Origin of the sequence: Mesobacillus persicus, from assembly GCF_900109925.1 — a bacterium.
In the GTDB taxonomy this organism is placed as follows: Bacteria; Bacillota; Bacilli; order Bacillales; family Cytobacillaceae; genus Mesobacillus_B; species Mesobacillus_B persicus.
Map to the genome: position 1 here is coordinate 245,635 of NZ_FOBW01000004.1, position 14,077 is coordinate 259,711.

10 protein-coding genes are annotated in these 14,077 nt (G+C 36.2%); 1 reads left to right on the plus strand and 9 read right to left on the minus strand.

Annotated features, from left to right (window positions below):
* Nucleotides 1–29 precede the first annotated feature (29 nt).
* Nucleotides 30–1,529, minus strand: coding sequence for an N-acetylmuramoyl-L-alanine amidase (locus tag BMX30_RS08110; RefSeq protein ID WP_090743434.1), 1,500 nt, complete (start codon nucleotides 1,527–1,529; stop codon nucleotides 30–32).
* 202 nt (nucleotides 1,530–1,731) lie between these two features.
* Between BMX30_RS08110 and BMX30_RS08115 the strand changes: the two genes are divergently transcribed.
* Nucleotides 1,732–2,142, plus strand: a complete 411-nt coding sequence (locus tag BMX30_RS08115) for a hypothetical protein (RefSeq protein ID WP_090743437.1) — start codon at nucleotides 1,732–1,734, stop codon at nucleotides 2,140–2,142.
* Between the two features lie 155 nt (nucleotides 2,143–2,297).
* Here the strand turns inward: BMX30_RS08115 and BMX30_RS08120 are convergent, their stop codons facing one another.
* The 8 genes from BMX30_RS08120 to BMX30_RS08155 form a co-directional block, all read right to left on the minus strand.
* Entirely contained in the window at nucleotides 2,298–4,478 is a 2,181-nt protein-coding gene (locus BMX30_RS08120; RefSeq protein ID WP_170843823.1) for a SpoIID/LytB domain-containing protein, read from the minus strand.
* Nucleotides 4,479–4,647: 169 nt separating this feature from the next.
* A complete protein-coding gene (locus BMX30_RS08125; RefSeq protein WP_170843824.1) occupies nucleotides 4,648–6,372 on the minus strand; it encodes a cell wall-binding repeat-containing protein in 1,725 nt (574 codons plus the stop codon).
* A gap of 229 nt (nucleotides 6,373–6,601) precedes the next feature.
* Nucleotides 6,602–8,305 carry an N-acetylmuramoyl-L-alanine amidase gene (locus BMX30_RS08130; RefSeq protein ID WP_090743446.1) on the minus strand — a complete coding sequence of 568 codons (1,704 nt, stop codon included), beginning with the start codon at nucleotides 8,303–8,305 and terminating at the stop codon, nucleotides 6,602–6,604.
* Nucleotides 8,306–8,606: 301 nt separating this feature from the next.
* The gene (locus BMX30_RS08135; protein ID WP_090743449.1) at nucleotides 8,607–9,029 is read right to left on the minus strand and encodes a hypothetical protein; all 423 of its coding nucleotides are present in this window, start codon (nucleotides 9,027–9,029) and stop codon (nucleotides 8,607–8,609) included.
* A gap of 125 nt (nucleotides 9,030–9,154) precedes the next feature.
* A complete protein-coding gene (locus tag BMX30_RS08140) occupies nucleotides 9,155–10,192 on the minus strand; it encodes an SDR family NAD(P)-dependent oxidoreductase (RefSeq protein ID WP_244532531.1) in 1,038 nt (345 codons plus the stop codon).
* Nucleotides 10,161–11,552 (minus strand): UDP-glucose dehydrogenase family protein, encoded by a 1,392-nt coding sequence (locus BMX30_RS08145; RefSeq protein WP_090743454.1) that lies wholly within the window; start codon nucleotides 11,550–11,552, stop codon nucleotides 10,161–10,163. Before BMX30_RS08145 ends, BMX30_RS08140 begins: the two co-directional genes overlap by 32 nt.
* A 420-nt stretch (nucleotides 11,553–11,972) precedes the next feature.
* Nucleotides 11,973–12,863: a UTP--glucose-1-phosphate uridylyltransferase GalU gene (gene galU / locus BMX30_RS08150; RefSeq protein WP_090743457.1), complete on the minus strand. Its 891-nt coding sequence runs from the start codon at nucleotides 12,861–12,863 to the stop codon at nucleotides 11,973–11,975.
* Between the two features lie 100 nt (nucleotides 12,864–12,963).
* Nucleotides 12,964–14,073, minus strand: coding sequence for a glycosyltransferase (locus BMX30_RS08155; RefSeq protein WP_090743460.1), 1,110 nt, complete (start codon nucleotides 14,071–14,073; stop codon nucleotides 12,964–12,966).
* Between the last annotated feature and the right edge of the window lie 4 nt (nucleotides 14,074–14,077).

The window sequence follows — 14,077 nt, forward strand, 5'->3', positions numbered from 1 at the left end:
ATCCCTTTTTGCAACCAAAAGGGATTTTTTTATTGTTTATTGAAATAATTAATAATACCATTATAAATCGCATCAGCTGCTTTTTGTCTAAAAGCTGGGTCACTTAATAATTGAGCCTCATTAGGGTTCGAAACAAACGCTACCTCTACAAGAACACTTGGAATTTCTGTATCCTTGATCACTTTAAAGCCTTGTTTACCATTAACACCACGGTTATATGTTCCTAAAGCTGCTACTAACTGTTTTTGAATTTCCTCAGCAAGTAATTTACTGTCAGAAGATGCATTCGTTGCATTCCAAAAGGTTTCGGTTCCATGAGCTGACGAGGAAGTAAAAGCATTAACGTGAATACTCACAAAAGCATTTGCCCCTGATTCATTCGCCAACTTTACTCGTTCATCAAGAGTAGGATAGGTATCGTCTGTTCTCGTCATTAAGACACCATAATTGGAATTAACCAGTCTTTTCTCCAATCGTTTTGAAATATCAAGAACTAATTCCTTCTCAACTTCCCCGTAGCCGCTTGCACCTGGATCACTTCCTCCATGACCAGGATCAATCACTATAACTAAGCCTCCACCAAGTACCTTTAAATCGTTAGCGACACCAGTAGATACTGATCCTATCCCCCCAAGAATAGTGAAGCTTTCAAACCCATTATTCATTATTGCATTTTTTGTTTCGTTTGGGATTGAGGTTGAAGACGTTAGAAGGATTGGTTTGTTGGTTTTTGCTGCCAAAACGGAGCCTGTTAGTGCATCCGCAAATGTCATCCCCGTTGCCACAATTGACTCTGATTGTGTACTAAAATATTTACTTGCAATATTAGCTGCAACCTCAAAGCGATTTTTCCCACCTATTCTGTGCGGATTAGGAACACTATTAAAAACGTTCTTTGATACACTTCCTTCCCCGCCAACAATAATGGTTTGGCTAACATTCCAGTTATGGACAAGATTTTTCGTAGATTGAGGGATAGCATCATTATTGGTTAGTAGGATTGGAAAGCCATTTCTTGCAGCATATGGTGCTATAGCCAGTGCATCTGGAAAATTAAGTCCATAAGCTAAGACTACCTTACTACTCTTACCTATTTTCATTGCAATATTATTCGCTACTTCAAATCTGTTATTGCCAGAAATCCTTTCAACTGAAACTCCCAATGATTTCAATTGGCTAACCACTTGGTCCGAAACACTTCCACTTCCACCAACAACTATAACAGATTTAGCATTTAATCTAACAATCTCATTTTTAGTTGTCGAAGTTAAAACGTTAGGTTGAGTCAATAAAATAGGAGCATCATATTTGTACGCCAACGGAGCTGCTGCTAAAGCATCTGCATAAGCCTTGTAATTCGCAATAATAACTGTATTAGCAGAGGACCATCCACTTTTCGCAACGTTAGCGGCTACATCAAATCGGTCTTCACCACCAATTCTTGAAGTGTACCCCTCAGCTGAAGCCTGGTTGAAAAGCATGAAATACAGTATTATCACAAACAACGAACCTACAAAAAATTTCTTCATTTTCTAACCTCCTAGATGTAAACACTCACTTCTCTATTTTATCGAATAAATTAGACATATTTCTACGTTTTTTTACTTTTTACTAATTTAATAGGATTATCTATTAAATAAGGATTAAAATCTTCCTATTGTATATTAACACTTGATATCGACAAAATACACCATTTTATTGTATATTTCGGTATAAGGAAGGTGAATTGTAATGTGCAGATTAAAGGTAATTTTCTCCCTTTTAGTTGTCATTCTCCTAATGACTGCATGTGGAACAAGTGTAAACACTGAAAGTCAAACAACAGGGAGTACTGACTCAGCATCCAATAAGCAAGCGAATTCTTCTGAGTTAGAAACAGCAACAGAAGTTGCCGGTGAGACAGGAGCTAAGGAAGAAGAAGAGGAGTTTAAGAGCATCTCAGCGGTTGTGGAGTTTTCCGGTCAAGCAGATTTAACATCCATTGAAGTAATGCAAAAGGATGGCACACCACTTGTATTACGAACAATCGATTTTACAGGCGTTGACTTTAGTACAATCGATGCAGGAGCCAATGCAGAAATAGAATTTTTCACTAATGAATCTGGGCAAAATGTCCTTTTAAAGTGGCAGGAATTAAATTAGCATTCTATATAGTTGGTATAATTCTATTCACTATAATAGTTGATTACTTTATCCTCACGGTTACAGCTCAATTCTTGCCGTTTATTTAAAGTGAATATTCATTTTTGAATCTGGCATAGTAAAAGGACTACTGAAAAACAGCAGTCCTTTTACTATTACTTACCTAATACTGTTTTAGGATAGTAGTGTGATAAAATTTGGTCATACTTTAGACCTTTGTCAGCCATTGCCTTTGCTCCAAATTGACTCATACCAACACCATGACCGTAACCCCGACCTCTAATTGTTAGTATATCAGTCTTTGAATCATATAGTACAGGGTCGAGTAAGGTACTCTTAAAGACACTTGTTCCAAACATAGACCGGAAGTCCTCAATACTCATAGTTCGCTTTAAATTTATTTTCTCAATTTCATTATTACTATCAAACCTGAACTCATTCGTTTTTGGATCTCGCACAAAAAAGTCAAAATCAATAGTAGCTTTAACACTTCTTTGCCCCGAAGTTCTTTCAGGTGAGATAGTGAAGTCATTTATTGAAACGACTCTAAAGTCCATGTTTGAGTAACCATTTTTCTTCAGCCAAATTTTCAGGTTATTTGTAACAAGCGTATCAGCCTCTTTTAAAGAAGACCACCAGTGACCAGGATTTTTTAAATCAAGACTACTTGTATCAATTTGCGCCTTTTTCATCTCAATTTTCCAAGGGTTTTTTGGGTCGTGCGGATCTTCTTTTGAGTTTAAATAACCAACCTGACTTGTTCCCCATGCATTTGCATTTGATTCAATGTAACCTCCGTTGCTAGAGGAAAATACAGCAGCGATTAAATTCCCGTTATACCTCAAGACCTTTCCAGCGGTTTCTTCCACAGCTTGGTTAGTTCTCTGCTCGTAAAAGTCAGTTCCCCAACTATAACCACCATAGACTTGGTACCCTTGGGTATCAGCAACGGTTTTACCCATATCATCTATTGAATATGTTCTAGCTGCAACAGCCTGAGCCTTTAAAGCTTCTAAACTCCAGCTAGCAGGCATTTCTCTTGGAACAACGCCCTTTAAATAATCTTCAAAAGGGATATCTCGATTAATCGGACGAACATTCCCATTCTCAAGGAAAAAGTCCATTTTTCCTAAATATGGTTTATTATTTATTTTAATTTGATTAGAGCTTCCATATCCAGCAGGAACTAGAGTAAACGAATCTGAACCGAAATCTTTTATTCTAGTAGTACCGTTGTATAAGCGTAGCCTACCATTCTCACTTTTCACAGCATAGGTTGTGTTCTCCGCAAGCCTTAATTCATTGGGTAGACTAGAAACAACAGCCTCACTTACAGAACCAGTTCCACCTAGTATAGTAAAACTAGAAATGCTTTTTTCGTTAATTACTTTTTTAACTGAATCTGATATCTTTTCAGGCCGAGTTAAGAGCATTGGAGCACCTTGTTTGGCAGCCAGAACAGAACCAGTGAGTGCATCTGCAAATGTAAGACCTGTTGAAACAAAGGCAGTTTCAGCTGATAAATTTAAATCTCTTATGATATTAGCCGAAACCTCAAACCGGTCTGCCCCCCCTATACGTTGTACTTTAGGAAGTTTTGAGGCAATTGTGCTAGAGACACTCCCCGTTCCACCAATTACCAATGTACTATTTCGATCATTTAATGCCGAGCTTGTAGCACTAGGTAGCTTATCCTTTGTTGTTAACAGGATAGGTATCCCATTCTCCGCTGCATATGGAGCAATTGATAATGCATCCGCAAATACCATCCCATTTGTTAAGATTGCTTTTCCGTTATTCGGGATTTTTGACGAAAGATTTCTAGCAACTTCAAAACGGTCACTACCACCAATTCTAATTACATTAGGAGATAACCTTTTTAACTGACTTTCCACCTTACTAGAAACACTGCCTGTCCCACCAATTATATAAATATTCTTAGGAGATAGTTGTTTAATTTTACTCTCTGTATCACTAGTTAGCGTAGCTGGTACAGTAAGCAAAATAGGAGCATCCTTATGAAAAGCGAATGGTGCAGCTGCGAGTGCATCCGCAAAGGCAGTGTAATTCACAACGACTACTGACTCTGCTTTATTCCAACCGCTAGAAGCTACATTATTTGCAACCTGAAAACGATCCTTTCCTGCCATTCTAATGTTCCCATTTGCAAGCCTATAATTCCCAATCGTTGAGACATTAATTGATTTAGTATTGCCGACATAATTGCTCAATTTTACCGAGATAGTTGACGCCTCAGCAACTGAAGAAACCGGCAATAATAAAGAAATACAAATAGTAAAAATTAGAATGAATGGAAATCTCTTTCTGTTATTCATTTTTATACCTCCCATGTGAGAAAACAAAATATTACAAGATGCCTCCTTTTTTAACAATTATTTTACAACTAACAATCTATCAAATTATGTAAAGATAGTAAATGGGAAATTAGAGTTATTTTGATTAAAAACTCCAATTTCCCATTTTAAGAGAAATCTATAAACTTTTTCAGTAGTGAACCTTTACATACGGATTGGTTTGTAAACTGTCAAATTGACTTTTAACTGAATGATATCCACTTGCATAAAAACCATTAGACGGGTCAAACTTTTTATATATATTAATTGAATCAGTTAAGTCATTTCGAGATGAGGCTTCTTCAATAGTTATACTTCTTAGCGGAAGGCCAATTTCCTTTTTAGCAAATCGGTCCGTGTAAATGGAAACAAAGTAAGTTGTAGTAAGTGGATTAACTTCTCCACTCTTTTCCAACCCTTTTAAGGCGGCCCCTATAGCAGCATGAGGTGGATGACCATCAAACCAAGACATAGACCTAAACTGCGCGTCAGGGTATTGGGATAAATACTTTTTTATCACCCCTTGGATATTCCCTTCTGTAAGCATCCCACTCGATAGTGTTTCTGTTAAAATATGATCCTCCCTAACCCCTAAGGCAGCAGAAGCACTTATATAATCGCCTACACGAATGTCACCGAATTCCTCTAGATCTATATGACCATGTTGATAATGTTCATTTTCAGGACTGTGATAACCCCCGTGCCACCAGCAGTTTACTAAGGTATTATTGGTGTGTCCCAATCTTGATTCATAGTCATAGTGACCATTTATTACTTCCCTTGCAACTGAATCGGCACCCTTAGAGAATAGGATTAAAAAGACCTCTCGATTATTTTTAAGTTGGTTTAAAATATCTACCCCGAAGGTTAAGACCTCGTCATCTGCGTGGGGAACCAAGTAAAAGATAGGTTGATTAGATTTCTTGTGAAATTCAATATCTGATACAGTATTTTCACTCACCGATGCAGGACCACCAAGAATAGCATAATCCTTTACACTATTATTCTTAAAAATATCTAAACTTTCCTTTGGCAAAAATTGACCATGTGTGAGTAAGATAGACGCATTCTCATTAGCCGCAAGGACTGATCCAGTCAATGCATCAGCAAATGTCATCCCTGTAGCTACATAAACTTTTTCAGTTGGCATTAATCGTTGATAAACCTTTGCAGCTACTTCAAAGCGATTTTTTCCACCTATTCTCTTTGGGGTTGGCAAGGAGCCCTCAACTGCTCTTCCCACACTTGCCTCTCCTCCAACAATAATTGATTGTTTTATCCCCTTTGATTTAATTAGTTGATCAATGGGACTTGGTAATTTCCCAGCCTGTGTAAGTAAAATAGGTAATTCATTTCTTGCGGCATACGGTGAGATGGATAATGCATCTGGAAAGACTAAACCGTTGGCCACTATAGCCGTGTCCCACGTTTCAAATTTTTTAGCAACATTTGCTGATACTTCAAACCGGTCCTTTCCAGCTATCCTTTCTATCTGAGAAATTCCCAATGATTCAATTGCCTTAATAACCATGGCCGAAACACTTCCTTCACCACCTACTACAATGACCCTTGAAGGGTTTAAACGGATTAATTCCTTCTTAGTCTCCTGTGTTAATTGGTTACCTTGAGTGAGTAATATCGGAGCGTTATGTTTATAAGCTAATGGTCCCGCTGTAAGTGCGTCAGCAAAGGCATTATAATTAACAATTAAAACAGTTTCTGAAACTTCCCATTTCTTTGAAATGTTGGTAGCAACCTCAAACCGGTCTTTTCCTCCTAATCTCTCTGGTGTTATCATCGCATTTGAGATTGTTGGTTGTATAAATGTGATTATTATTAAGCTAATTGTAAAACTAAAAATAAGCCTTTTGATCATGTCGAATCCCCCACTACCACAATATAAAGTTATAAAAATAGGTAAATATAAAATAAGCGTATAGGAAGATTTATCTATCATCCTACATACACTTACTTATATTACCATGTTTCCGGGTATTTCGACCAATTTTTGCAGTTTTTTAGTAATTAAAAAATCCGAACTATTAGTCCGGATTCCCTAAACAATATATTACTTATGATTCAAAAGCGAGGTTTTATCTCACTCTTTATTTAGAATAGTATTCTCTTACACTTTCGGCTAACGCCTTTGCTCTTTTTTCTTGAATCGATTCATTTTTTAATAGTTTTGCCTCATCTGGATTAGAGATAAATCCTAACTCGATTAATACTGAAGGCATATTAGTCCACCTGGTTATATAAAGATTATGATCCTTAGTTCCGGTAGAAGAATAAATCTTTGATATCCCAATTCCAGGATAGATAAGAGCATTTGCAAATCTCTCAGCTAATACCTTACTCACTTGTGCTTCGGCTGTAGGTGTTGGGTCATAGGCTATATTATTCCCCATATAACTGAGTGACCTTTGTGTTGAACCATCTTTTACAACAAAAACCTTCTTTTCTGTAATTTCTTTAACGAACGGATATTTCTTACCTCCTGACAATACATAAACATCCTTTGTATTGATAGCAGGTCGATATGAACTATAGTGGGTACTCAATCCCCTTGGTTGGGATGAATTGTTTGAATCATGATGAATACTAATGAGCAAATCGGCTCCGCTTTTATTGGCAATTACTGCTCGGTCCGGTAAGGATATATAAACGTCCTGTTTTGGATTTCTAGTATAGAGAATCTTCGCTCCCATACCTTCCAATTTAGAGGCTAATTTTAAGGAAAATTTATTATTTACATCCTTTTCCAAAATCCCATTTTGAACTGCTCCTGGATCACTGCCTCCGTGTCCTACATCTAAGATAATAGTTTTTCCCTCAAGAGGAGGTATTGGTGCTTGTCCAACTAATTTCAAGAAAGTACTTTCTGGGATTGATCCTGTTCCACCTAGGATGGCAAAATCATTTAAACTTTTATCCACAATTAATTTTTGAGTTGTGGGCGAAATATAGGTCGGGTGAGTTAGAAGTAAAGCAGCATCCTGCTTTGCAGCCAATACGGATCCTGTTAAAGCATCAGCAAAAGTCGTCCCTGTAGCAAAAAAAACTTTAGTTGATGAAGGTGTTAACTGGTTAACAATATTAACAGATACCTCATAGCGGTCACTTCCACCTATTCTTTTCACATTAGGTAATTGATTAGCTACGGATTTAGAGACACTTGCTTCACCACCAGAGATAATCGTTTCTCTAATGTTTAATTCTTTAATGGCTTTACCCATTTGTATAGGGAGCTCATTATTTCGAGTTAGCAAAATTGGATATCCACTTTTTGCAGCATATGGTGCGATTGCTAATGCATCAGGGAAATTCATTCCATTTGCTATTACTGCCTTTTGTGTTGTACCTAATCTTTTTGCAATATGGTACGCAACCTCAAAACGGTCTTTTCCACCAATCCTTTCTATATCCTGAATTCCTAATTCTTTTAAAGTTGTAACAACCTCATCAGATACACTACCAGAACCACCGATAAGAATGACTTTTGACGGATTTAACCTTTTAATTTCATTTAAACTAGCAGTCTCCAACTTATTAGAAGTAGTTAACAAGATTGGTGCATTTTCCTTATATGCCAACGAGGCACCTGATAATGCATCGGCAAATGCTTTATAGTTTGTTAACACAACTGTATTCGCGCCATTCGGCCAACCCTCTTTTGAGACCGCGACCGCCACCTGAAAGCGATCCTTTCCGTCAAACCGTTGAGTCACAACCTCTGCATTTACGTTAAAATTTGTAAAAAAAACAAAGAAACTTAATAGAATAATAACTTTTAGTAAAACACTTTTCATGATTATCTCCTTTAGTACCGTTCCTAGTTGGACTTTCTGATATTCTACTCTCTAGATTAATTCATCCCTGTTATTTACTTGTATATTTTCTCCTCCCTTACCATTAGGTTCTAAATTTAGATGTTAACTTATATCACTAGTTTTGAATTCCCTCTACATTTATACCATACTTTAGCTCATAACTCTATTAGACATTGTAAGAATTTTACACAAAAACCGAACCAAAGTGCTCCTGCTATTTCTTGAAAATACCAGGCTAAAAACTGATAATTAAATTACTCAAACCTTACTAAAGTGGTCATTAATCTTTAGGTACATTAGTACCAGTATTAAAAGTTCTTTTAAGTAATTTTTTTGTTAATAAATATAGACCCTTTATCAGCAGAAAACATGTAAAAAATAATAGGAATCCCCAAAGACTAATCACCGCATCATCAAGTTCCATTTGTCCTCGCCCTGTTATTTTTTGCTGAATTTCTATAGCAAAAACAATAACTAGGATTACCGTAAAAGTATAGATAAATGATATAGCCGTAACACTATACTGCGCTAGAAATTTAAAGAAAACATGTACAAATAAAAAAGCAATAATACCAACTATCCCAAACACCCAAAGGTGCAAATCCTTATCGGAGAGTTCCCAACCAGCATTCTTGCTGAAATCCCCAATTAGGTCATGCATCGTATTTATAATTTCTGCTAATAAAACAATAAGGTCTTTCATCAGTTATATTCACCTCTTAATTTCAAAGTTTATCATCATAGTATAACGGAATTCTAAGCTCTTTTGACTAAAAATCTTTTATTTAAATACAAATAAAAGACCCCCTTTTGGGGATCTCTTATAAATTATTTCTTATTGTAATATTCACAATACCAATTCGTAAACTGTTGAAGTCCTGCTTCTATAGATGTTTTTGGTTTAAACCCTATAGCTTTTTCTAGCAACTCAGTCGAAGCGTAAGTTGCTGGAACATCACCTGGTTTAATCGGCTCAAACACTTTTTCAAATAAGACCTCTTTACCTAAAGACTTACTTAAACATTTCTCTAGAGTCTCAATAAATACCATCAATTTCTCAGGGCTATTATTTCCAATATTAAAAACCTTATGAGGTGCCATTTCTCCAATAGCGGGAGGATTGCTCATTAAACGCTCTATACCCTCGACGATGTCATCAATAAAAGTAAAGTCACGATATAAATCGTTATTAAAGTCACCGTTGTTAAAAATATTAATTGGTTTTCCCTCAAAGTACTTGTTAGCGAATCCGAAATAAGCCATATCCGGTCGACCCAATGGGCCATAAACAGTAAAAAAGCGCAAACCCGTCGCAGGAATTTTATAAAGATGGCTATAGGTATAGGCCATTAACTCGTTTGACTTTTTTGTGGAAGCATAAAGTGAAACAGGGGTATCCACAAAGTCAGTTTCTTCGAATGGGACCTTCTTGTTTGCTCCGTAGACTGAACTAGATGAAGCATAGACTAAGTGTTCTACTGGATGATGTCGGCATGCTTCAAGAATATTATAAAACCCAACTACATTGCTCTGGATATAGGCATCTGGGTTTTCAATAGAGTATCTAACACCAGCCTGTGCAGCAAGGTTTACAACAATATTAGGCTTGTACGTTTCAAATACATTTGTAATTGCCTCTTTATCCGAAATATCCGCTTTAATAAAGGCAAACTTATCATAGGGCTTCAATAGTTCTAGTCTAGCATGCTTAAGATTTACATCGTAATAGTTATTTAGATTGTCAATCCCAACTACTTTGCAGCCTTGTTCTAACAATTTTTTAGAAAGAAAGAAGCCCACAAACCCAGCTGCTCCGGTAATGAGATAGGTTTTCTTATTGTCCAACTGGTTGAAGTCTTGTGTCAAATTGACTCGTCCCCTTTGCATTCGTTTTATTTATTACTTTCGATTCTTTCCTTCCAATTGAGTGGTACTCCACTCCTGCTCTTCCCATTTCGTCGACTTCATAAATATTTCTACCATCAAATACTAATGGTGTTCTCATCAACTTCTTATAACTCTCAGGCGTTACAGCCTTCACTTCTCCCCACTCAGTAAAAACAAAGCAAACATTCGCTCCTTCTAATGCTTCCTCTATATTCGCGACATAAGTAATTCTACCTTTTCCGTTATGACCTTCTGGGTATACTTTCGCAAAATTTTCAGCTCCAACTGGATCAAAGGCATAGATATTTGCCCCCTGTTCTAATAATAACGGAATATTCTCAAGGGACGCTGCTTCTCTTAAATCATCTGTACCTGGTTTAAAGGTCAACCCTAACACTGCCACCTTTAGACCATTAAAGGTAATTAGCCTTTTACTTGCCTTTTTATATAACATCGTTTTTTGTTCTTGGTTTACATCTATGGCTGCCTTAACCGTTTTAAGTTCATATCCATTTTGTCTTGCAATGTTTTCAAGTGCTTTTGTATCCTTAGGGAAGCAGGACCCTCCATAGCCAATACCTGCATTTAAAAACTTACTTCCAATTCGCTCGTCAAAGCTCATTCCTCTTGCAACATCCTGAATATCAGCACCAACAAGTTCACAAAGATTAGCAATGTCATTCATATAGGAAATTTTAAGGGCAAGGAAGTCGTTGGAAGCATATTTAATCATCTCCGCAGATCTCCTGTTTACTGACACTACAGGTAAATGAAATGGCTCATAAATATTCATCATAAGTTCTTCAGCCCATTTACTTTCCGTTCCAATAATAACTCGTTCTGCATAAAGCGTATCATGTACAGCAGATCCTTGTGCCAAGAATTCAGGGTTTGACGCCACTTCTACTTTGACATCATTGACTAAAAAATCGTTAATAAACTGCTCAACTTTATCATTTGTGCCAACAGGAACAGTAGACTTTACAACAACAAGACAGTCTTTTTCTATTGATTCCGCAATCTGCCTGGCAACAGTAGCTATATATGAAAGATTTGCAGAACCATCTGGCTGCTCTGGAGTACCTACTCCGATAAAAATTGCATCTGCATCCTTATAAGCAGACTTATAATCTGTAGTATAGTCGATTCTTCCGGCAACATAATTCTTCTTCATTAACTCTTCCAATCCCTCTTCATAGATTGGAGAATTACCAGATTTCATTAAATCCACTTTTTCTTCATCTATATCAACACACGTTACTTGGTGTCCGACCTCAGCAAAACATACTCCTGCTACTAACCCTACATAGCCAGTACCTGCTACTGCTATCTTAAACATTCGCATTCATCCTCCTACTAACTAATTTATAATTTATTCAAGTGCTTTAGATTAAGTATTTAATGCTATTTTATTAATCATTTATAGTCATATTTTCAATTTTAACTTTTCATAGAAACATTGGTTAACCTAATTCGATCATCAACCTATTATATACTACAACTAGTTCAATGTAGAAGGTAGTATAGATTTATTCCTATTCTAGTAAATTATTGTTAGTCTAGAAGAATTTACACTTGAAGTCAGCTCTCACCTACAGATACTTCAGTAAAAGTTGTATTACTTATTTACCGGACAATTATAATTAAAACCAATACCTACGTCTAATTAGGAAGTAAAATCTCTGCAACATAAACAAGTGAAAAATAATGTATTTTCCACTTGTTTACCCCGGAAACCGCAGAATAAGGTTCCGGAATATTATCTGCGATTAATTAATTGGTTGTCTACCACTGTTTTCAAATACTTCACTACATCTTCCCGTAAATCTTCTCTAGTAAGTGCAAAATCGACAGTAGCTTTTACAAAACCAAATTTATCCCCAACATCATAGCGATTGCCTTCAAATTCAAAAGCTAGTACAGGTTGATTTTCATTTAACCGATTAATTGCATCCGTAAGTTGAATCTCACCACCAGCACCAGGCTCCAAAGTAGCTAGGATATTAAAAATTTCAGGTCGCAAAATATAACGCCCTAAGATAGCATAGTTTGAAGGTGCTTCTTTTTCCGATGGCTTTTCAACTAGTGTTTCAATAGAAATTACTGAATCATCAATACTTTCTTGTTTCGGCGCAATAATGCCGTATTTAGATACATCTTCCGTTGGAACCTTTTGAACCCCCACAATTGATGTCTTAAATTGGTCGTAGACTTCAATCAACTGTTTTAGACATGGTTTATCTGACTGCACAATATCATCGCCCAAAAGCACAGCAAAAGGTTCGTTCCCAATAAAACGATTAGCGCAAAAAATAGCATGTCCAAGACCTTTTGGTTCCTTCTGTCTAATGTAATGGATGTTAACCAAGTTTGAAATGGATTGAACCTCTTTGAGTAAATCCCATTTTTCCTTTTGGGCTAAGGTCTCCTCAAGTTCATAGGATTTATCAAAGTGATCTTCTATAGCTCGTTTTCCTCTGCCACTCACAATAATTATATCTTCAATTCCTGCCGCAACAGCCTCTTCAACAATATACTGAATTGTTGGTTTATCAACAATTGGTAGCATTTCCTTTGGCTGAGCTTTAGTTGCAGGTAGGAAGCGAGTACCCAGCCCTGCCGCAGGGATAATAGCCTTACGTATTTTCACTTGAACTTCCTCCTCTAATAATTCTATCGTATAAACTTCTTTGTTAACACGATCCGATAAAATTGGCCTTAAAGTAAAAGTTAACTACATACTAATGTGCTTAATTACTTATCCTTTTATATAATTTTTGATATTGATTGGACATGTTTTTCGCATTCAAACTATTTTCAACTATAGAAAGAGCCTCATTTGAAAAACCTTTACTTCCATCAAGGTTATTAAAAACAGCTGATAATGATCCTGAATTCCCTACCCTAAAAATGAAGCCACCATTAGGGTTCAACCCTAATATTTCCTTATGTGGATGGATGTCTGATAAAATCGGCGGAATACCACATGCAAGGGCTTCCAACGTAGCATTTGGGAGCCCTTCCGCTAAAGATGCTGACACAAAATAATCTGCACATCTTAGGTAATCAACCACATTATTAACTCTTCCAAGAAAAAGGATATTATCTTTATCTCTAGCAAGCACTTTGCATTTATCTAATTCTGGACCATCGCCTAGGAATACAAGAATATGCCCTTCTTTCTCAGCATGCTCACTTGACATAAAACCCTGTATAATGGTTTGTGGATCTTTAAATTTTGACATATGCCCTACAGAAATAATTATAGTTTTATTTATCGGTAGACCAAGGGTTTTTCTGAGTGTTATTTTTGAATTAGTTTCAACAGGAAAATATACTTGCTGGTCCACACCATTTTGTATGCATGACGTATTGATTTTTCTGGTGCTATATTCTTTACTTATACTCTCCGAACACGAAATTGGATAGTCTACCTTCTTTATTATTTTGGTATGCATATAGGCCATTAACATACCTTTAAGTTTGCCGTATCTCATAGGATAATCATAATAAACATAATTATGAAGTGTTGATACTGTAGGGATATATGTTTTACTTATTACCGCTAAAGTATCCGCCCTAATACCATGAGAATGAATAATGTCAATTTTTTTATCCTCCAAAATTTTTAGATAAGACATTTTAGATTTACTATCTATTTTTCCTTTACTAAGCCTAAACGAAATAATTTCAACATTCATTTTTTCAAAGTCAGGCTTTAGGCTATCACCACTTTCTTCTGACATTGTTAAAATTCTAGGGTTGAATTTATCTCTATCCAAAAACTTCACAATATTTAAAAGAATATGCATTGGTCCAGATCTTTTTAATGTTGAAACAACATATAATACATTAATCATGTTT

Excerpts from the sequence above, each read along its gene's own strand:
- BMX30_RS08135 (WP_090743449.1), bottom strand. The coding sequence starts at position 9,029 with ATGAAAGACCTTATTGTTTTATTAGCAGAAATTATAAATACGATGCAT.
- BMX30_RS08115 (WP_090743437.1), top strand. The coding sequence starts at position 1,732 with ATGTGCAGATTAAAGGTAATTTTCTCCCTTTTAGTTGTCATTCTCCTA.
- BMX30_RS08125 (WP_170843824.1), bottom strand. The coding sequence starts at position 6,372 with ATGATCAAAAGGCTTATTTTTAGTTTTACAATTAGCTTAATAATAATC.
- BMX30_RS08110 (WP_090743434.1), bottom strand. The coding sequence starts at position 1,529 with ATGAAGAAATTTTTTGTAGGTTCGTTGTTTGTGATAATACTGTATTTC.
- BMX30_RS08155 (WP_090743460.1), bottom strand. The coding sequence starts at position 14,073 with ATGATTAATGTATTATATGTTGTTTCAACATTAAAAAGATCTGGACCA.
- BMX30_RS08120 (WP_170843823.1), bottom strand. The coding sequence starts at position 4,478 with ATGAATAACAGAAAGAGATTTCCATTCATTCTAATTTTTACTATTTGT.
- BMX30_RS08130 (WP_090743446.1), bottom strand. The coding sequence starts at position 8,305 with ATGAAAAGTGTTTTACTAAAAGTTATTATTCTATTAAGTTTCTTTGTT.
- BMX30_RS08145 (WP_090743454.1), bottom strand. The coding sequence starts at position 11,552 with ATGTTTAAGATAGCAGTAGCAGGTACTGGCTATGTAGGGTTAGTAGCA.